15 protein-coding genes are annotated in these 19578 nt (G+C 43.1%); 9 read left to right on the top strand and 6 right to left on the bottom strand.

From position 1 onward, the window contains the following. Nucleotides 1-70: 70 nt before the first annotated feature. The 4 genes from TRESU_RS11990 to TRESU_RS11975 form a co-directional block, all read right to left on the bottom strand. The gene (locus tag TRESU_RS11990) at nucleotides 71-1120 is read right to left on the bottom strand and encodes an ABC transporter permease subunit (RefSeq protein ID WP_013702470.1); all 1050 of its coding nucleotides are present in this window, start codon (nucleotides 1118-1120) and stop codon (nucleotides 71-73) included. Beyond that, complete coding sequence (locus tag TRESU_RS11985) at nucleotides 1121-2215, bottom strand: ABC transporter permease (RefSeq protein WP_013702469.1); 1095 nt, start codon at nucleotides 2213-2215, stop codon at nucleotides 1121-1123. After that, nucleotides 2212-3726, bottom strand: a complete 1515-nt coding sequence (locus TRESU_RS11980) for a sugar ABC transporter ATP-binding protein (RefSeq protein WP_013702468.1) — start codon at nucleotides 3724-3726, stop codon at nucleotides 2212-2214. Before TRESU_RS11980 ends, TRESU_RS11985 begins: the two co-directional genes overlap by 4 nt. Nucleotides 3727-3851: 125 nt before the next feature. Beyond that, a complete protein-coding gene (locus TRESU_RS11975; RefSeq protein WP_013702467.1) occupies nucleotides 3852-4781 on the bottom strand; it encodes an ABC transporter substrate-binding protein in 930 nt (309 codons plus the stop codon). 227 nt (nucleotides 4782-5008) lie between these two features. On the opposite strand from TRESU_RS11975, the gene TRESU_RS11970 reads away from it, so the two are divergent. Continuing rightward, complete coding sequence (locus tag TRESU_RS11970) at nucleotides 5009-6607, top strand: xylulokinase (protein WP_013702466.1); 1599 nt, start codon at nucleotides 5009-5011, stop codon at nucleotides 6605-6607. A 174-nt stretch (nucleotides 6608-6781) separates the two neighbouring features. Beyond that, nucleotides 6782-7498: an L-ribulose-5-phosphate 4-epimerase AraD gene (gene araD, locus TRESU_RS11965; RefSeq protein ID WP_013702465.1), complete on the top strand. Its 717-nt coding sequence runs from the start codon at nucleotides 6782-6784 to the stop codon at nucleotides 7496-7498. Nucleotides 7499-7587: 89 nt separating this feature from the next. Here araD and TRESU_RS11960 read toward each other — a convergent pair whose 3' ends face one another. Next, a complete protein-coding gene (locus TRESU_RS11960) occupies nucleotides 7588-9096 on the bottom strand; it encodes an L-fucose/L-arabinose isomerase family protein (RefSeq protein WP_013702464.1) in 1509 nt (502 codons plus the stop codon). Nucleotides 9097-9445: 349 nt separating this feature from the next. On the opposite strand from TRESU_RS11960, the gene TRESU_RS15320 reads away from it, so the two are divergent. Further along, nucleotides 9446-10276: a hypothetical protein gene (locus TRESU_RS15320; RefSeq protein WP_013702463.1), complete on the top strand. Its 831-nt coding sequence runs from the start codon at nucleotides 9446-9448 to the stop codon at nucleotides 10274-10276. 145 nt (nucleotides 10277-10421) lie between these two features. Here the strand turns inward: TRESU_RS15320 and TRESU_RS11950 are convergent, their stop codons facing one another. After that, entirely contained in the window at nucleotides 10422-13262 is a 2841-nt protein-coding gene (locus tag TRESU_RS11950; RefSeq protein WP_169309769.1) for a CHASE2 domain-containing protein, read from the bottom strand. A 78-nt stretch (nucleotides 13263-13340) separates the two neighbouring features. On the opposite strand from TRESU_RS11950, the gene TRESU_RS11945 reads away from it, so the two are divergent. The 6 genes from TRESU_RS11945 (at nucleotide 13341) to TRESU_RS11920 (ending at nucleotide 19576) form a co-directional block, all read left to right on the top strand. Then, entirely contained in the window at nucleotides 13341-13811 is a 471-nt protein-coding gene (locus TRESU_RS11945; RefSeq protein ID WP_013702461.1) for a hypothetical protein, read from the top strand. A 7-nt stretch (nucleotides 13812-13818) separates the two neighbouring features. After that, nucleotides 13819-15003: a hypothetical protein gene (locus tag TRESU_RS11940; protein ID WP_148228289.1), complete on the top strand. Its 1185-nt coding sequence runs from the start codon at nucleotides 13819-13821 to the stop codon at nucleotides 15001-15003. Nucleotides 15004-15027: 24 nt separating this feature from the next. After that, nucleotides 15028-15906: a FecR domain-containing protein gene (locus TRESU_RS14410; protein WP_013702459.1), complete on the top strand. Its 879-nt coding sequence runs from the start codon at nucleotides 15028-15030 to the stop codon at nucleotides 15904-15906. A gap of 103 nt (nucleotides 15907-16009) precedes the next feature. Then, the gene (locus TRESU_RS11930) at nucleotides 16010-16780 is read left to right on the top strand and encodes a hypothetical protein (protein WP_013702458.1); all 771 of its coding nucleotides are present in this window, start codon (nucleotides 16010-16012) and stop codon (nucleotides 16778-16780) included. 1 nt (nucleotide 16781) lies between these two features. After that, nucleotides 16782-17456, top strand: a complete 675-nt coding sequence (locus tag TRESU_RS14405) for a YfcE family phosphodiesterase (RefSeq protein ID WP_013702457.1) — start codon at nucleotides 16782-16784, stop codon at nucleotides 17454-17456. A gap of 2 nt (nucleotides 17457-17458) precedes the next feature. Continuing rightward, nucleotides 17459-19576, top strand: a complete 2118-nt coding sequence (locus TRESU_RS11920; protein ID WP_013702456.1) for an energy-coupling factor transporter ATPase — start codon at nucleotides 17459-17461, stop codon at nucleotides 19574-19576. The last annotated feature ends 2 nt before the right edge of the window (nucleotides 19577-19578 follow it).

Raw genomic sequence — 19578 nt, 5'->3', positions numbered from 1 at the left:
GAATGGTGGTTTCGACAAGCTCAACAACCGCATTTTCAGCCTATAGGACAGCCCTGATGACAAACCGGATTCACTTTGAATTCTTCCTTGAGAGAACCACGCTCTGAATCAGGAGGAAGAGACAGATCATGAAAGCAACCGTGATGTTCGTCCACCAGGCGTCGTCAAGTCCGAGCGAGGAGACGATGTTCTTGATTGTCGCAAGTGAAAGCACGCCGAAGAATGTTCCTGCGATGTTTCCGACTCCGCCCGTGAGCATTGTTCCGCCGATAATCGAAGATGCGATTGCGTTCATTTCGTAGCCGCTTGCATGGCTTGGGGAAGCCGAACCTACGTGCATGAAGTACACGAATCCGCCGACCGCCGCAAGAACCGAGCAGATGAAGTGCGCAAGGAATTTTGTCATCTTGACGTTGATCCCGAGCATGTTCGCGCTCTGCTGGTTTCCGCCGACAGCGTAGAAGTTGCGTCCGAGCTTTGTCCATCTGAGCACAAGGAAAAGAATCACGACCACAAGAAGCGCAATAAGAACACCCGGCTCCACATAGGCCGGAATATATTTTCCGACTTTGTTCACCGAGCCCATGCCCGGAACGTATATTCTTGTTTCTATGAGCTTTACGAATCCCTCATGCTTTACGTTGAACTGAGTCGCGTTTACGATTGTCGTCATTCCTTTTGCGAAGAACATTCCCGCAAGCGAGACGATGAACGGCTGGATGTCGAGGAATGCCACAAGGAATCCCTGCACAAGTCCGAAGCTTACTCCGATAACCAGCGCGTAGATTACCGCTCCCGCAATTGTTCCGCCGTTTTTGTCCAGGTGAACCGCGCAGCACATACAGACGAGAGCCGTTACAGTTCCAACGGAAATGTCGATTCCGCCGGTAATCATTACAAGGCTCAGCGCGCATGAAAGGACTATGAGCGAGGCGTTCTCGTTCAGCAGGTTTAGGAAAGTCTGTGGCTTCCTGAATCCTGCGCCTAGAAAAATTACCGCAAGAAGATACATCGCGGCAAAAACCGAAATCGTAATCACAAGAAGAAGATTCGTGTCTGAAAGCGGTTTTCTTTTTGCAAGCGCAGTCTCGTTCTGCCTTTTTTTATTTAGAAAGTTCATTTAACAGCCTCCATTCGCCGCAGCGTGTTTTCTTGCTCCGGAAATCTGCTTTGCCAGCTGCGACATTTTCTCGCGGAATACCGGAGCGCTGATTACAACGAGGATGATTACAACAACGGCCTTGTAAGCCGGAAGCGCGGTCGAGGCTACGTTGAACTTGAACAGTGTTGTCGTAAGGAACTGGATTACGTAAGCTCCAAGAATCGAAGCCCACATATTGAACTTGCCGCCGCTCAAAGCATTTCCGCCCAGCGCGACCGCAAGAATCGCATCCATCTCTATGTCCTTTGCGATAACGGAATAATTAATAGAAGAAATTCGGCAGACTTTGATGAATCCGGCGACCGCAACGCAAAGTCCCATAATCACATAGGTGATGAATTTGATGAACTGAGGGTCAAGTCCGTTAAGCCTTGACGAGTTGCTGTTGATTCCCACCGCCTGCGTGTAAAGACCGAGGTTCGTGAATTTGAGCACAAGCATCGTGATTATTATGCAGATTATCGCGATGAAAACCGGAGTCGGAACAGGAATGCCCGGAATGAAGTTTCCGAAGTAGCCGAAAACAGGCTCCACAACAATTGGAAGTGCGTTGTCGTTGATCCAGGCGGCGATTGAGCGTCCGGCCGTAAAAAGAATCAGAGTCGCGACCATCGGCTGAATCTTGAAGTACGAGACAAGAACACCGTTGAATCCGCCGAACGCCATGCTCACAATGCAGCCCACAAGGAACGCAACAAAAATCGGAGCCTGAAGAGTTTCGGGGCGCGCGTCTGTTCCGCACAGAACACGCAGAATCACCGAGCCGGCAATCGCAATTCCCGCGCCCACGGAAATATCCTGTCCGCCCGAAGCAGCAGTTACAAGCGTCATTCCAATCGCAAGAATCACAAGCTCGGAAGCGTTGTCCAGAATCGTAATAAGGTAGCCTGAAAGAACCGGGAAGCCCTCGCTGTTCTGCCCGAGCGTAATCTTGAAGAATGACGGATCCGCTGCAAGGTTGAATATTACAAGAATCAGCAGCGCCGCAATCGGAATGAAAATCTGCTTTTTTATAAGTCCAAGAAGAAAGTCCGTGATTTTTTTGGAAGTCATTGTTTTTCTCCTCCTGCGATAGTTTCCATAATCTTTGTCTGGTTCAGGTCATTGCCGGAAAGCTCTCCGACCTGCTTGAGGTCCCGCATGACGATAAGACGCGAGCAGGTTCTTATCATCTCGTCGATTTCTGATGAGATGAACGTAACACTCTTGCCTTCCTTTGCAAGCTTCAGGACAAGCTCCTGAATTTCCGTTTTTGTTCCGATGTCGATTCCGCGTGTAGGCTCGTCAAGAATCAGATACTGCGGATTTGAGAGCAGGGCGCGCGCAAGGAGCACTTTCTGCTGGTTTCCGCCCGAAAGGGATTTTATCGGAGTTTCCGCGGAGGCTGTCTTTATCTCAAGAAGCCTGATGTATTCGTCCGCAAGTTTTTCCTGTTCCGCCCGGCTGAAAGGCTTGAAGAATCCTCTCATCACCTGAAGCGCGAGAATCAGGTTCTCACGCACGGAAAGGTCTCCGATTATGCCGTCGCGTTTTCTGTCTTCCGGCAGATAGCTGATTCCGTTTTTCATCGCATGAATCGGCTTTGTGATGTTCACGCTTTTTCCGTTCACCTTCACTTTTCCGCCGAGAACCTTGTCCGCACCGAATATCGCGCGCACGCTCTCGCTTCTTCCGGATCCGAGAAGCCCTGTGAATCCGTTCACTTCGCCCTTGTAAATCCTGAAGTTGAACGGTTTTACGCCGCCAGTGCTTGAAAGGTTTTCCGCCTCGTAGACCGGAACTTCATCCGCGGAGAATACCGGAGTCTCCGAAGATTTGGACGACTTGTCAAGATTCTCGACTGATTTTCCGAGCATTTTTGAGACAAGCTCAAGGCGCGGAAGGTCTCGGATTTCGTATTCGCCCACAAGCTGTCCGTCGCGCAGAACGGTGATTCTGTCGCAGATTTCGTAAACCTGCTCAAGAAAGTGGGTAACGAAAATTATTCCGACTCCCTTTGCGCGCAGATTCCTCATAAGCCGGAACAGCTTCTGGACTTCCTGATCATCAAGGGATGAAGTCGGCTCGTCAAGAATCAGAATCTTGCAGTCCATGTCAACGGCGCGCGCGATTGCGACCATCTGCTGTACGGCGATTGAACAGCTTGAAAGCTGCTGCTCCGCCCCACACGGAATTTCAAGATCCCTAAGGATTTTTTCCGCGCCTTCATTCATCTTTTTCCAGCTGATGAAGGAGCCTTTTGTTCTTCCTATATACATATTCTCCGCTACGGTGAGATTGTGGCAGAGAGTTATTTCCTGATAAACTGTTGAGATGCCTGCGTTCTGGGCATCCTGCGGGGAACGGATGTTGACCGCTCCGATTCCTTTTACAAAAACCTGGCCTTCGTCCTTGTGGTGTACGCCAGTCAGAACCTTAATCAGCGTTGATTTTCCGGCTCCGTTTTCTCCCATAAGAGCGTGAATTTCGCCTTCACGCAAAGTAAAATCAATATTCTGCAATGCATATACACCCGGAAATTTCTTGTGTATTCCGCGCATTTCAAGAACTGATTTTTCCTCCATGCTATGCCTCCAAAAAAAACACGGGATTCAGATTTCAAGACAATCCGAACCCCGTGTCCAAGGTGTTGGATTCTCTGTCAGTTTTTAAAGTTGTTGTTTACAGAAGAATCCGCCTGACAATATGCTTAGATACCGTATTTTGCGACATCGGCCTTTGTGATTGTTGCGGCGTCAAATCCTTTTTCTTCCATGATGACTGTCTTCTGTTTCGCGCCGTTCTTGATGATATCGTTGATGTAAGAAGCCTGGAACGGATTGCACTGGCCGTCGTAGTTCCATCTCTTTGCAAGAAGCTCCTCAAGCGCCCATTTGTTGCAGTCGAATCCCATGATGATTACATCTTTTCCGACTCCGTGAGAGATTCCCGCCTTGTCGAGGGCAGCAACCGCGCCTTTTGCCATGTCGTCGTTTTCCGCATAGATTACGTTGAATTTCTTGCCGGAATCGATTACAGCCTGAACAATCTGCTGGGCATTTTCCGCGTTCCATTCAGCTGTCTGCTGGGCAACGATGTTCCAGTTGCTTTCTGCCTTTGCCTTCTCGTCAAGCGCGCCGGAGCGTCCGATCTGAGCGGCTGAACCCATAACGCCCTGAATGTGGATGATGTTGTATTCCTTGAGATTCTGTCCTGCGAGCCAGTTTACGGCTGTCTTTCCTTCCTGCGCCATGTCGGAAACAATTGATGCCTCGTAAAGGCTTTCGTCAGCGTCGATTGTGCGGTCAAAGAGAATTACCTTGATTCCGGCATCCTGAGCGTCCTTGAGAACTGATGTCCATCCTGAAGTTCCGGCCGCGGAAATCAGAAGGTAGTCAACTTCGTCCTGAACCATCTTGCGTGCGGCGGCAATCTGCTCGTCGTTTTTAAGGCTGTAGAAGAAAGTCGGTTTGTAGCCGTTCTTCTTTGTGAATGTCTTTTTCATGTCGTTGACGTTCGCAGTGCGGTAGCCCGACTCGTTCGGGTCGTTGTTGATGATTCCGACTTTTACCAGTTTTGCGGCGAATGTGGGAAGAACCATCATTGCCATTACGGCAGCCAAAACTAAATTCTTTTTCATGGTTTCACCTCTATGTGTTTGGATTAAGGATGACCTCTGCATCCCTTGTGATTATGATTATCAGCCTGAATCCGAAAGAAAGGAATAGTTTTTTTGTTCCCGATTTTCGGACTTTCCTATCATTTTGTTCGGAATTTCATATTTGATGATAGTTTTGGGCATTTTTTAGGGAAAACCGCCACTTGTTTTTTTCGCAATGTCAGTTACTATAAAATCAGAGGTAAAACATGACGAAAGAAAATATTGCCAGAGAAATTGAAAACGGTCAGGCTGTTCTTGGAATCGAATTCGGTTCGACGCGCATAAAGGCGGTTCTTATTGATTCTGAAAAAAATCCCGTGGCTCAGGGCGGCTTTACTTGGGAAAATTCACTTGCGGACGGAATCTGGACTTACAGTCTGGATGAAATTCACGGCGGAATCGTTTCGGCATATTCTGAGCTTAAAAAAGATGTTCTTGAAAAATACGGCGTCAAGCTTTCCAATCTGAAGGCTCTTGGAATCAGCGCGATGATGCACGGCTATCTTGCGTTCGACAGGGAAAACAATCTTCTTGTTCCGTTCAGAACCTGGAGGAACACGATTACAGGCGGGGCTTCAAAAAAACTCACGGAGCTTTTCAATTATCCTTGCCCGGAGCGGTGGAGCATTTCTCATTATTATCAGGCGATTCTGAACAACGAGGCCCATGTTCCGCAGGTGGATTTTTTTACGACTCTCGCAGGCTACGCGCATTTCATGCTCACAGGAAAAAAAGTTCTGGGCGTGGGAGACGCGAGCGGAATGTTCCCGATTGATGCGGAGACAGGCGACTACGACAAGTCAATGGCCGGAAAATTCGATTCTCTTGTTGAAGGAAAGGGAAGTGCAAAAAAACTTCTGGAGCTTCTGCCAAAGGCGATTCCAGCCGGAACAGATGCAGGAAAGCTCACAAAGGAAGGCGCGCTGTGGCTTGACCCGACCGGCGAGCTTGCGGAAGGAATTCTGTGCGCTCCTCCTGAAGGCGATGCGGGAACCGGAATGGTGGCGACAAACGCGGTTGCTCCGAGAACAGGAAACATTTCCGCGGGAACTTCCGTATTCGCGATGGTCGTCCTTGAGAAGGCGCTTTCAAAGGCTTATCCTGGAATAATCGACATTGTTACAACTCCGGACGGAAAACCCACCGCGATGGTTCACGTGAACACCTGCACCGCCGAATACAACAAGTGGGTCGAGCTTATCGGCGAGGCGGCGAGACTTCTTGGCGCGGAATTCAGCACGGGAAAACTTTACGACACGATTCTCGGCTGCGCGAAGGACGGAGCAAAGGACTGCGGCGGCGTTTACACTGTCAACTACATATCGGGCGAAAGCGTTACGGATTTCTGCGAGGGACGGCCGATGGTTGTGCGCTCCCAGGACTCAAAACTGAACCTTGCGAATTTTATGAGAAGCCAGATTTATTCCGCGGTCGCAACTCTCAGGCTCGGAATGGACGTTCTTTTTGCTGAGAATGTGAAGATTGACTCGATGACAGGCCACGGCGGATATTTCAAGACGGAAGGCGTGGGGCTTGAGACGATGGCTGCGGCAATGCACACTCCGGTCAGCGCGATGGAAACAGCAGGCGAGGGCGGTCCCTGGGGAATGGCGCTTCTTGCCTCATACACCGCGGACTCAAAGGGAAAAAATCTGGGCGACTGGCTTGAAACCGAAGTCTTCGCAGGCGCGCAGAAGAAAACCGTAAAACCTGACACAGCGGATGTAGCAGGCTTTGACAGATGGCTTGAAGGCTACAAGTCCGCGCTCAAAGCCGAACGCACCGCAGTTGAGAATGTGAAATAATCAGTTTCAGGGGCAATAAGTTTAACTTCTGGAGTACAATAAGTTTTAGTTCTGAAGGTCATTGAGCCTGTAGAAATGACCGGATACACTGTGCATGGTGGTTTCGGCAGGCTCAACCACCGCATTTCCGTGCCTGACACGGCAATGACATAAAAACAAATGGAGGAAAAATTCATGGGAAAATACACAGAACTGCAGAGAGAGGCTTACGAGGCGAATATGCAGATACCGGCGCAGCATCTTGCGCTTTACACTTGGGGAAACGTCAGCGCGTTCGACAAGGCGGCCGGCGTGTTCGCAATCAAGCCTTCGGGAGTTCCTTACCCGGAACTTACGCCCGAAAGCATGGTGATTGTTGACCTTGAAGGAAATGTTGTTGAGGGAAAACTAAGACCTTCAAGCGACACTCCGACGCACGCTGTTATTTACAGTGAATTCGCTGTTTCGGACGGAGCGAAAATCGGCGGAATAATCCACACTCATTCAACTTACGCGGTGAGCTGGGCTCAGGCTGTAAAGGCAGTTCCACTGTTCGGAACAACCCACGCAGACCACATCCAGACGGAAGTTCCCTGCACACCGTATCTTAGCCGCGAGGCAGTCCAGAACGACTACGAGAAGGAAACCGGAAATCTCATTGTAAGCCACTTCCGTTCTCTAAAACTGAATCCGTATGAAGTGAACATGGTTCTTGTGGGCGGACACGGACCTTTCGCCTGGGGAGCAACCGCGGACAAAGCCGTCTACAACGCCGCAGTCCTTGAGGAAGTGAGCCACATGGCCATGAACACGCTGCAGATTAACCCGTCGCAGCAGCCGCTTCCGGACTACATCATCAACAAGCACTACATGAGAAAACACGGCCCGAACGCCTACTACGGCCAGAAGTAGAAATAAGAATGTTTATATAAAACAGAAAATCCGCCTGCGCAAACACAGACGGATTTTTTTTGTTTCCAAGCTAAATGCTAAATTGCAAATCAGTTAAACGGATTTTCCGATGGATACAAAGTTCCTTTTGGCTGATTGTATGCAACATCAGGAATTCCAAGATACTTGAAAAGTGTAAAAAGTGCTTTTCCGTAGTGGCCGAAAGCAACTGCGCCGTGGTGCGGATAATTTTTCTGGATAAGAACATGGCGGTAGAATCTTCCCATTTCTGGAATTGCAAATACACCTATTCCTCCGAACGAACGGGTTGCAACTGGAAGAATTTCGCCGTGCGCAATGTAAGCCTGAAGCTTTGTATCTGGAGTTGACTGCAATCTGAAGAATGTGATTGGGCCTGGCATTATGTCGCCTTCCAAAGTTCCGCGTGTAAAGTCTGGCGTTGAATCCTTTGGCTCAAGAAGTCTGTGCTGAATCAACTGATACTTGACTCCAGGATTGCAAGCCTTGTTCATGCAGCAGAAAGGTGTGTTTCCGCAGTGGAACGCCATGAAAGTATCGTTAAGAACATAAGGATAAGAGAATTTACCCTTGATGCTTTCATCGTACATATCCTGCGGAACAGAATTGTTGATGTCAAGAAGTGTAACAGGAGCACCGGAAATGCAAGTTCCAATATATTCAGAAAGCGCGCCGAAAATATCAACTTCGCAGGCAACAGGAATTCCGCGGGAAGCAAGCCGGCTGTTCACATAGCAAGGCTCAAATCCGAATTCCTTAGGAAATGCCGGCCAGCATTTGTCTGCGAGAACTGCATATTTTTTGCAGCCTTTGTTTGCTTCAATCCAGTCAAGAAGTGTAAGTTCAAACTGCGCCATGCGTGGAAGAAGATCCGGGAAGTTGTTTCCGCCTGAACCAAGCTCTTTTTCCATGTCAGCGACAACTTCTGGAATTCTTTTGTCGTCTTTGTGGGCGCGGTATGCAACAAGAAGGTCAAGTTCCGAATTTTCCTGAATTTCAACTCCAATGTCATAAAGTCCCTTGATTGGCGCATTGCAAGCAAAAAAGTCCTGCGGGCGAGGTCCGAATGTGATAAGCTTGAGATTTTTAAGACCGATAATTGCGCGTGCAACAGGAATAAATTCTTCAATCATCTTTACAATGTCGTCTGCTGTTCCAACTGGATATTCTGGGATTATGGCAGGAATTTTGCGCAAGTTCAAATTGTATGAGCAGTTCAGCATTCCGCAGTAAGCGTCTCCGCGTCCGTTTATAAGATCATTCTGAGTTTCTTCAGCGGCGGCGACAAACATGCAAGGACCGTCAAATTTCTGCGCAATTTGAGTTTCTGGAGTTTCTGGTCCAAAGTTTCCGAGGAAAACAACAAGCGCATTGCAGCCGGCCTGTTTTACTTCTTCAACCGCCTTCAGCATATCGCATTCATTTTCTACAGTTGTCTTTGCTTCATAAAGGCTTCCTTTTGAGCTGAATGCCTTTACGATTGCCGCTCTTCTTTTTTCAGAAAGTGAAATTACAAAGCAGTCTCGGCTTACTGCGATTATTCCGAGCTTGACTTCCGGTATGTTTGAAAACTTTTCCATTAAAAAGCCTCCTTGAATTGATTTGTGTGTTTTTTAGATTTGCATTTTCTGCGGAATCTTAAAAATCAGTTTAAGTTCACAAATGGCAGATGTCAAGTTTTTTTTCTTGCAAGTGGAAGGTCTGTACATTTGGAAAATGAAAAGGTGGGCAACAGTTGCGCATAAAAAGTGTTATCTTTGGGCTTAAACGCTATGTCATTATCCGGCTTGATCGGATAATCTTTTGAAAATTTCATCTGCAAAACAAATCATAAAAATTCCTCAAAGTACTTGACAAATCCGGGGGGGGGTACAATAGGCGTTGCTGAATTTTTTTCAGCGGAATCTATTTATTTTAAGGAGTGAACTTATGAGAAAGTTTGCTAAAATTTCAGCTGTATTGGCAGCTATGGTCCTTGCGCTTGCATTTGCAGGTTGCAGTGATGGCGGAAGCTCTAGTGATGATGTGACGGTTGGAGGCTCATCTTCTGGAAGCGAAACTGGAGGTTCATCGGGTGGCAGTGGCTCTTCTAGTTCTGGAAATTCGTCTGGTTCAGGCTCGTCATCATCAGAAGATTCTTCTACAAAAAATATTCTTGCAGGAAAAACTTATTATTCAATTGACTTTGAAGAAAAGGAATATACCTCAGAATCAATTAACAAAGCGAAAATCCGGGTTAGTATGTTTGCTTTTGATTCTAATGGACAAAAAGTAAAATATACTGAACTTGCTTATGACTTTGAAAATGGAGCTGTTGACAAAAACAACGACAATATTATTGAGTCTGATGAATGTGATTATTCAGTTTCTGGTTCAACTTTGACAGTAAAAGCACCTGAAGGTGTCGGTAAGGATTTAATTGCTACAATTAAGTCAGACGGAAGCATAGATGGAATGAAAAAACTTAAAGGAAATCTTTATGCCTTTGCAAAAGCTGAAGCAGATAGTGAAGAACTGTCAGCAGTAGCTTATATAATAATTGTTGATGGCACAGCTTGCAATCTTGAACAGCATACATGTTCAAGCAAGAATGGTTTAGACGACCCTTATGTTTTAGGAGGCACAGTTTCAGGAAGTACTTTGGAATTTACAGATGAAAAAAAAGACGGCCAAACCGTAACAGTGTCTTGCAAATTGTCTGACAAAGAAATTAAGGTTAACGACAGTCCAGATGGTCCTATAACTTTAAAAAGAATGTAGTTTTAATTAAATAGCTTGAATGCTGATTTTATAAAAAATCAAATTTCAGGCTGAATAAAAAAATCCGTGCCAATTACACTGACACGGATTTTTTTTGTTTTTGACTGTTTTTGCTGCATTCTTGCACTTGATGCAAGAAGCAATATTATTTTTCTTTCATTGTGAAAACGCCGTCCCATTTTTCGCCGGAACCGTATTTTAAGAAGTAGCTGCAGCGTTTCATAAACACATCAGACGACATATCCTGCGGAAAGCATTCCTTTGCGTTTTTAAAGAACTGGTACGCTTTCTTGAAATCCTCCGGATCTTTTGGAGTGTCAGGAAAATCATTTCCCTTTAGATACCATTTGATTCCTTCGTTGAAAATTTCCGCTGCTTCAATTTGCTTTGCCGGAAGTTCATCTTTAAGTCCTAGAATGCAGTGAATCTGAACAGGATTTTCAATGTTCACAACACGCACAAAGTCGAACTTCCGCGCGGCTAAAAGACCTTTGTTTGCTCCGTTGTCGGCGGCGTTCCAAGTGCTGTCCGAACACATTATCCAGGAATTGTAAACTTTGTTTGTTCCTTCAAGACGGGACGCAAGGTTTACGTTGTTTCCCATGATTGTATAATTGAGCTTCTTTTTTGTGCCCATGTTTCCAACAACCATGTTTCCTGTGTTTATTCCTACGCGGGAATTCAAATAGAACGGCTCTCCTGTATGCGGATTTATCGGAAGCTTATCTTTGTTTTCTTCGTTGTATTTTGCTTCTGCCTGAAGCATTCTTATTCCCGCAAGGCACGCATGGAACGCATTTTCATCGTCGTCAACCGGCGCGCCAAAAAACGAAACAATTTCATCTCCTACATATTTATCGATTGTTCCGTGGCAGTCCATTATTGCGTCGCTCAAAGCTCCAAGGTATCCGTTCAAAATTGAAACAAGCCGTTCAGCACCTTTGCTTTCGCCTTCCGCATTGTTTACAGCTTCTGTGAATCCAGAAAATGTCTTTACGTCTGAAAAAAGCGCGGTTATATTTTTGCTGTTTCCGCCGAGCTGTGCTGTTTCCGGATTCTTGATAATTTCGTCTACAACAGCAGGAGCAACGTAAGCACTGAATGTTGATTGGAGGAATTTTTTATCTGAGTTTATAGCATGGAAATTTACAATTATTCCAGCAAAATAGTTGAGGAACGAAAATGCAAAAATAATTACAAACGGAACATAAATGTTGAACTGCGTCATCAAAATATAAAAAAGAACAACAGGAACAATTACGTATAAAAATCTTGTGAAGTTTTTCTTTCCTGTACTGAATTTTGCTGTTATGCACATTGTAAGAAAAATGAAAACAACGCAGAATGCAAGTCCCCAAAGTGAATCTATTTCGCGTATGAATTTTTTCTGAAGAATTGTGTTTATAACGTTTGCGTGAAGTCCAAGGTTTGCGTATTGCTTTGAAAATGGCGTTACTCCCAAATCAGTGCTGGAGGTCGCCGAGTTTCCGATTATGCAGAACGAGCCTTCCATACTGCCTTTTAATATTTCAAAGTCGCGAAGGTAAAATTCAATGCTTTTTGAAAGTTCCGAAAGCTCAGGAATCTGATCAAATCCCTGAACTGTTGCAAATGAATCAGAAAATTCCTTGAGATTTTTAAAGAATTCTGTTCTGGCTGAAAAATATTTTTCGTAGTCTTCTTCAGAAAGTCCGCCTCTTATTGCATTTCCTTCCTCGTCAAATCCGCGGCATTTTAATAGAAGACGTTTTTTTGAATTTGAAATTTTTTCATATTCGTCTTCAAAATACATTGCATTTAAAATGTATTCCGCATCTTCTTCGGAAAGCGACGATAAGTCGGCATTTTTTATATCCGCAAGATTTTCTATTATAAGTTTTTCCGCAAGATCAAGATTGTAAAGCAAGTATGCCGGAACGTGTCTAAAGCTGTCAACGTAACTTTCATGAAGCCAGTTTATCAGCATCCGTCCATGTTTATCCAGCGGAATTGAAATATTGTACCGTGAATCCGAATTCGGATTCTTTAAGCCTTGCAGAATTATTGAATTTGAAGTTCTTTCCATTGACTGAACATCCAAAATCTTCATAAGCGGCGCAAAAGAAAGCTGCCCGACATATTTTCCGTCCTGAAAATTCAAAAGCTCAATTCTGCGCCTGATTCCGTCTTTGTCTACAATAACATTTGTAAATCCAAGTCCTTGCGCTCGTGAAAGAATTTTATGAAGCGCCGGTGTAAATCCAAGTTCCTGGCTTGCTTCTTCTTTTACTGAATAAATATTTCCTTTTTGAATAAGATTTTTTTCGTCTGTTACATTGTTAAAAAGAAATCTTGTTCTGGCATAATTTTCCTCTGATTCATCGCCTTTTTGCGCAATGTGCCTCATGTTTACGGTTAGAGAAGTATTTCCAAAGAACTGAACGCATCTTGCAAAAAAATCATCGTAGTCAAGCTCAAAACCGGAAGTGATTTCCTTTTGCATTTCGTAAAGAATTCCATCGATTTCATTTGAAATAAGATTTTCCGCGTGTTCATGAGCATTTTTCGCGTTTACAGTTCCACCTTCAATTCCGTTCGCAAATTCCGAAATTGAACTTGAAATTGCCTGCTCGCCGTCTATAAAAGTCTTGTTTACTGTGTCGCTTAAATTTTCGTTTACACCTTTTGAAGAAGGTGAAATGTATTCAATATCGAATACAGCCTGTTTTGCGCCGAATTCTTTCATGCGGATTAAGGCGTTTCCCAGAATGTCGCGAGTCCAAGGCCAAGAGCCAACGCGTCCCAATGACTCATCATCAACATCGACAATTACAATGTTTGGATGCGCCTCGATTTCTTTTGTTATTTTTAGCATTGAATCATAAAGCCTGTAGTCGAGCTTTTGAAAAAGGCTTGTCTGAATTGCCATTACGCTCAAAAGCGCAAAAACTGCCATAATAATCAGTTCTATCTTAGTTTTAAAAAATTCTTTGAATTTATTTTTCATTACCATGACAAAAACTATATCATATAGTATAATTTCTTGTAAATGAACATTTGCGAACATTATTTTTAGAGGAGTGGTATGAAACTTTTTACTTCGATTTTTCTGTTTGCTCTCATTTCTGTTTCGGCTGTTTTTTCTCAGTCTGCGGAAATTGTGGAGAAAACTGTATCTACTGAAAAGCTCACTTACGGAACTGCCGCGTATTTTACAGCAGTCGCAATGGGCTATATTTCAGATGATGATTCAGAAGAAGATGCTGTCGATGCTTGGAAAAAAATAGGAGAACAGTATTCTAAACCAGCCATAAAAGCAGAGATTTCCGCAGATGATTTTATCAACTTTGAAAATCTTGCCTGGCTGTGCTATTTTACTTGGAATGTTCCAGATAGTCTTATGATGAAGTTTTTTCCAAGTCCGCGCTACGCCTTTAAACAACTTCGCAATGGCGGCGTAATTTCGACTTCTTTTGATCCAAAACGCATTCCGACTGGCAGGGAATTTCTTAATGTCGTTACAGACTGCATTGATTTTTATGAGGTGAGAAACTAGCATGAATATGAAAAAATATTTTGCCGTTATTTTATTTTCAGTTTTCTCGGTGTTTGCTTTTTCTGCTGAACTTTCTTTCTTTTTGGGCGATAACACAGACTTGAAATTTGATGGTGAGGAATACAAAGAGCCTAGATTAAAGCAAAGCGAGGCTTTTTCTGCGCTTGCAAAAATTCCTTTCAATAAAAAAGGCACAACATTTCTTTTTTTAGAAGCCAGCCTTAGCCATAGCTATGAAAAAATCTTTGGCGACCATGAGAATAGTGAAAATGAATTTATTGCAGATTTAAATGTTTTGAAATTTTCTTCTATTATGGAGTGTTCTGCTGGAAAATTCTTCTTGGATGCAGGCCGCCTTTTCTTGCCGGATCTTTCGCAATCTGTTTTTGCCCAATCGCTTGACGGAGCTTCTGCGCAGTTTTCCGCTTCCTGGCTTGATGTTTCTGCTTTCGGCGGATACACAGGGCTTTTGAATTTAAAGAATATTTCTATTATGAACAGCAGTGGCTATGAATGGACTCCAGATGATGAAAATGACTTCTATGATTTTTGCGCTCCCTATATAGCAGGCGGAGTAAAAATCAGCTTTCCGTATTTATTGTTTAACCAGACAATTTCTTTGGAAGGACTTGGATTTTGGGACACAGAAGGCCCTGCCGATTCTCCAAAAGATGAAGACAACCGCTTTTATGGAACTTTGCGCTTAGACGGACCGCTTGCTCCTATGCTTTTTTACGGCTTGAGCGGAACTGCAAGCTCTACAGATTTTTCTGATTTTGGATTTTTGGGAAGAGCCAACATTTCTTTGTTCCCGGATTTTAAGTCTTCTTCTGTTACTATTTCTGCTTCTTATGCTTCTGGAGACAGAGGTCCTTTTGTTCCGTTTATTGGATTTACACAGATTACTGCCTGCCTTTCGGCTGATGAACCGATTTATTCAGGAATTTCAAAAGCTGGATTGTTTGCATCTATAGTTCCAATTGACAAACTTTATTGTGCTGTTGGCGGAGATGCTGTTTTCCTTGACAGGGATGATAATGCTTTTGATTATTATGGTTTCCAAGTTTATGGAAATGCAAAATATTACTTGTTCTCTGATCTTGCTTTGACGCTTTTTGCAAGCCATTTTTCAGGAGATTCAAGTGATTCCAGCAGAACAGAAATTGCGCTTAATGCGGTTATTTCGTTTTAGCCGTAAAATTTTAGGAGGTGTTGTATGAAATTGAGTTTTAAGTTTTTGCCGTTGCTTGCTTTTGCAGTTTTTGCGGGCTTTTCAGCTTCTGCTTTGGAAGCTAAATTTGTAAGCATTGAAGGCAAAGTTGAAATTCTGGAAGGCGGAATGTGGATTCCTGTTGAAGAGGGCGATATTATTCAGGAAAGAGGGGCCGTTATTTCAACTGGATTTAAATCAAATGCTGTAGTTTCTGTAAAAGAAACAAATTTTACATTGGGACCGTTGACAAGAATTACAATTGAAAACATGGTCGCAATGGAAAACAAGGATTCAACTCAGATTTATATTGATTCCGGCTCGCTTAAAGCAAATGTTTCTTCTTCTGATGGAAGAAAAGTTGGATTCAAAGTTCGTTCCGCAGTTGCAACAGCTTCAGTAAGAGGAACAGAATTCAAAGTTACTTCTTCCGGACGTCTTTCTGTTACGCAGGGACTTGTAAGTTTTGGCGGTCCTGAAGCTTTTTCTGCGGAAGTCGCTAAATCCGAGGATAATTCTACCGACGTTGCTCCATCTGAAGAAAGCAATGCAGGAACAGTTGCTTCTGCAAATGAAACTTCTGACGGAAACGTTGCTGCCGAAGAACATCCAGAATCAACTCCGTTTACTTCCAGCGCGGAAGTTGGAGAAAAAAATGGAGTTCCAGTTTTTGCAGGTCAGGACAGCAAGTCTGATGTTACAGCAAGCAGGCCTTCAAATCCTCATGCGGAAAAAGTTGCGGCAGTTTCTGGAAAAGGATTAGAGAATGAATCCATGGGAATGAACTTAATAAATACAACAAGTGTTGAGCCGGGTGCGGGTTCTAAATCTGGCTCTAATAAAGGCAGAGGCTCGGTTGCTATTACAATTGTTTGGGAAGACTGATTTATTAACGGAAAACTTGTGATTTTGTAAAGTAACCCAAAATGCGCCCCGTTGTTATTTTTGCAGCGGGGTTTGTTTGTTTTATAGAATGGAATTTTAAAAAATGAAATTAAAAAAGAAAATTGTTCTTATGGGAAAACTTCTTTTTTTTGCTTTTGCGATTATTTTTTCAGGTTGCAAAGAAAAAGATGTTCCCAGCATAAAAATTGCTTCAGACGACTCTATTGAAATTCAGCCGCGCGAAAGTTTCTCTGAATTAAAAGAAAATTTTTGGACAAGTGAAAATGGACTCGTCTGCGTTCTTATTGGATATGGTTTCAATGATGATGATTTTGTAAAAAAAGCGATAAATTCCTTGGAGAAGAAATTTGGACTTACAGAAAACGGAGGTCTTGTTCTTCCGATTGTTTTTCCAGATGATTTGCATGGCAGAATTTCTAGTTTGCGTGATATAATCGAAAAAAACAATGTACATGGAATCGTTCTTCTTGGCGCGCCAGAAAATACGCATTCTCCGCTTGCAAGGATAAAAGAAGAATGGGATGGCAATCCACCGTTCAATGTTTTTTCGATTTTTCCACAGGATGATGTTTTGGGACAGGAATTCACTTGCAACTTTGTAATTGACCATGAATATACGGCTGGAATTCAGTTTGGCGATGAAGAAAATAAAAATGAAGCCGATGACACTTTGGCGCTTTTGATTTCGGCTGTTGAGTATGCCGCGGAGCTTCCGTTTGTTCTTCCGCAGGACAGTGATCTTTATTATCATGTTCAGGCTGTGGCAGGAAAAAGAAAAGTTGCCCGCTATGTTGACAGCGAAACTGGAATTCAGTCAAGAAACCATTTTGTAATTTTAAATTCGGTGGAATAAATTGAACACACTTTTACAAGACGAATCTTTGCTTATCGGCAGCCGTGAAGAAATACAAAAACTCGCAACAAAAGATTCTGCCCGGATTCTTGTGGTGTCTGATTCTCATGGCGCGTATTCTAATCTTTTGCTGATTTTGCGTCAGTTTGGAGTTGCAAGCGATGCCCTTGTTTTTTGCGGCGACGGAATTTGTGATATTTCCAAGCTGATTTCAAATGCCGTTGATGAAGCTGAAATCAAAGCTATTATTCCGCCTGTAATTGGAATTGTCGAAGGAAACAATGATGCAGACCTTTATCCTGTTAGAAATGTTCTTTCCGATGAGCCTTATTATGTTCAGTGGAAAGTTCCGATTTTTAATGTGCTTGAAGCCTGCGGGCAAAGAATTTTTTTTACGCATGGACACAGAAATTCCCTTTATCTTGGAACTGGTGAAATTATTTCCGCGGCAAAAAAAAGCAACTGCAAAATTGCGCTTTACGGCCACACTCATATTGCGGCTGAAAAACTTGGTGAAGTTTTTACTATAAATCCAGGGAGCTGTTTTAGACCTCGCGGCGGACAAAAACCTTCATTTGCGATGTTAAATTTAACAAAAAACATCGGATTTGAATGTATTTTTTATGAGCTTTCGAGTTTGGGAAGCAAACCTTTTTTTCCAGCTAGGACTTTTTGAAAATGCCGTTGCTTGAGCTAAAAAATGTTTACTATGAATATCCTCACACAAATAAAATTGCGCTCGACAATATAAATTTTTCTGTAAGCCAAGGCGAATATATTGCAATTCTTGGACTTAACGGTTCTGGAAAAAGCACGCTTGCCCGGCTTATTGCAGGATTTTTTGAGCCCTTAAAAGGTGAAGTCATAAAGCAAAACGGAATTCTTCCAGGCATTGTTTTTCAGCAACCAAAAGAGCAAATTGTAGCCGGAATTGTTGAGCGCGATACAGCTTTTGGTCCGCAGAATCTCAGCATGACGGAATCAGAAATTGAACTGCGTACAATCGAATGTCTTTCTGTTGTTTCTCTTGTGGACAAAGCTTTGAGCAAAACTTTTGAGCTTTCCTTAGGGCAGACACAGCGGCTTGCTTTCAGCGGAATCCTTGCGCTTTTTCCAGATTTGCTGATTCTTGACGAAGCCACGGCAATGCTTGATCCGGATTCAAAAAATCAGCTTGTAGAATTTGTAAATGCTTGGAATAAAAAAGGGCACACGGTTATTTCTGTTACGCATGATTTGGACGAAGCGTTGGCTGCAAAAAGAATCATCGTTATGGATCAGGGGCAGGTAATTTTCGACGGCTCGCCAAAAGAATTTAAAGAAACTAAAAATATTTTTGAATCGATTTTCGGAATTGACGGAGAGTACACTTCATTTAAAAGTTTAAATTCAGAAAAAAATAAATCTGCAGAAACATCTTTAAAAGTTCAGGAGCTTTCGTTTTCTTATGGCGATTTTTCAGTTTTTAAAAATATTTCTTTTGAGTTGAAAAAGGGAACTCTTGTTGCTTTGACTGGACCGAGCGGCTGCGGAAAATCAACATTGTTTGAATGTCTTGCAGGTCTCAAAAAAAATCAAGGTGGAAAAATTTATGCTTTGAGCCGTCCTGTTCTTGGCTTGCAGGAAAGCGAGGCTGCATTGTTTGAACCTTATTCCGCGGATGATGTTGCGTTCGGTCCTAAAAATAAAAATATAAAAGGCAAGGAACTTTTTGAGCGTGTAAAAAAATCCATGGAACTTGCCGGACTTGATTACAAAAAATACGGAAATCTTCCGATTGTTTCGCTTAGTGGCGGTGAAAAACGAAAACTTTCTGTTGCGGGACTTATTGCTCTTGACAGCGACATTCTGATTTTTGATGAGCCGACTGCTGGCTTAGATCCTGTTTCAAGAAAAAATCTCCTTGCGTCTTTTAGAAAGCTAGCTGAAAGCGGAAAAACCGTTTTGTTTAGTACGCATAGATTTCAGGAAGCGGAAGCTGCTGATTTCAGACTGCGCTGGGAAGATTTGATTTCTAAGCGTGAAGAAAATTCTGATTCAGTCTTGGGTAATTTAAGGGAAATGAATTTAATTGAAAACGCTTTGATGCTTGAAAAAATTTCCAAAGCGTCTTCAGTTTTTTCTTCGCCCGAAAAAATTCCTCCTTCGTTTATAAATTCGCTTTCCGCAGGCAAGAAAACATTTTTATTTCTTATTTTGTTTTTTGTTTCCATTTTACTTCCGTTCCCGGCTTGCATTGCGATGATTTTTGTAAACATTTTGTATTCTATTCTTGCAAAATCGCCGCTAAAAAATGCCTTTAAAATAATTGCAAGGCTTGTTCCTTGGATTGTAATTTTTTCTTTGCTTGGAATTATCCTTTTTCCAGTTTATGAAGGAGACAGGATCCTTTTCAGCTGGAAAATGATTTTCGTCACGCCTCGGAAACTTTTGCTTTTTGCAGCTTCCTTTGTTCATTCAGTCTGCGCCATTTTTGCGATTGGAACTTATATTTTTACTGCGGATGAACGACAGGTTATGGATGGAATCGCCGCTATTTTAAAGCCTCTTACTTTCTTTAAATTTCCTGTCAGAAGCGTTGTTTTAATAGTTGGAATTATTTTTAGATTTATACCGTTGCTTTTAGATGAATTTTCGGGCATTATAAAAACACAGATTATCCGCGGAACATTTGGAAACGCAAAAGGAATAAAAAAAATAAAATCGATAATTCCTGTTTTTGTGCCGCTTGTTCTTCAGACAATCCGAAAAGCAAGTTGCCTTGCTGATGCCCTTACTGCAAGATATTTTAAATAGAT

Origin of the sequence: Treponema succinifaciens DSM 2489 (assembly GCF_000195275.1) — a bacterium.
GTDB lineage: Bacteria > Spirochaetota > Spirochaetia > Treponematales > Treponemataceae > Treponema_D > Treponema_D succinifaciens.
Note: the sequence above shows the minus strand (reverse complement) of the source record. Positions and strands in the feature narration are given on the sequence as shown.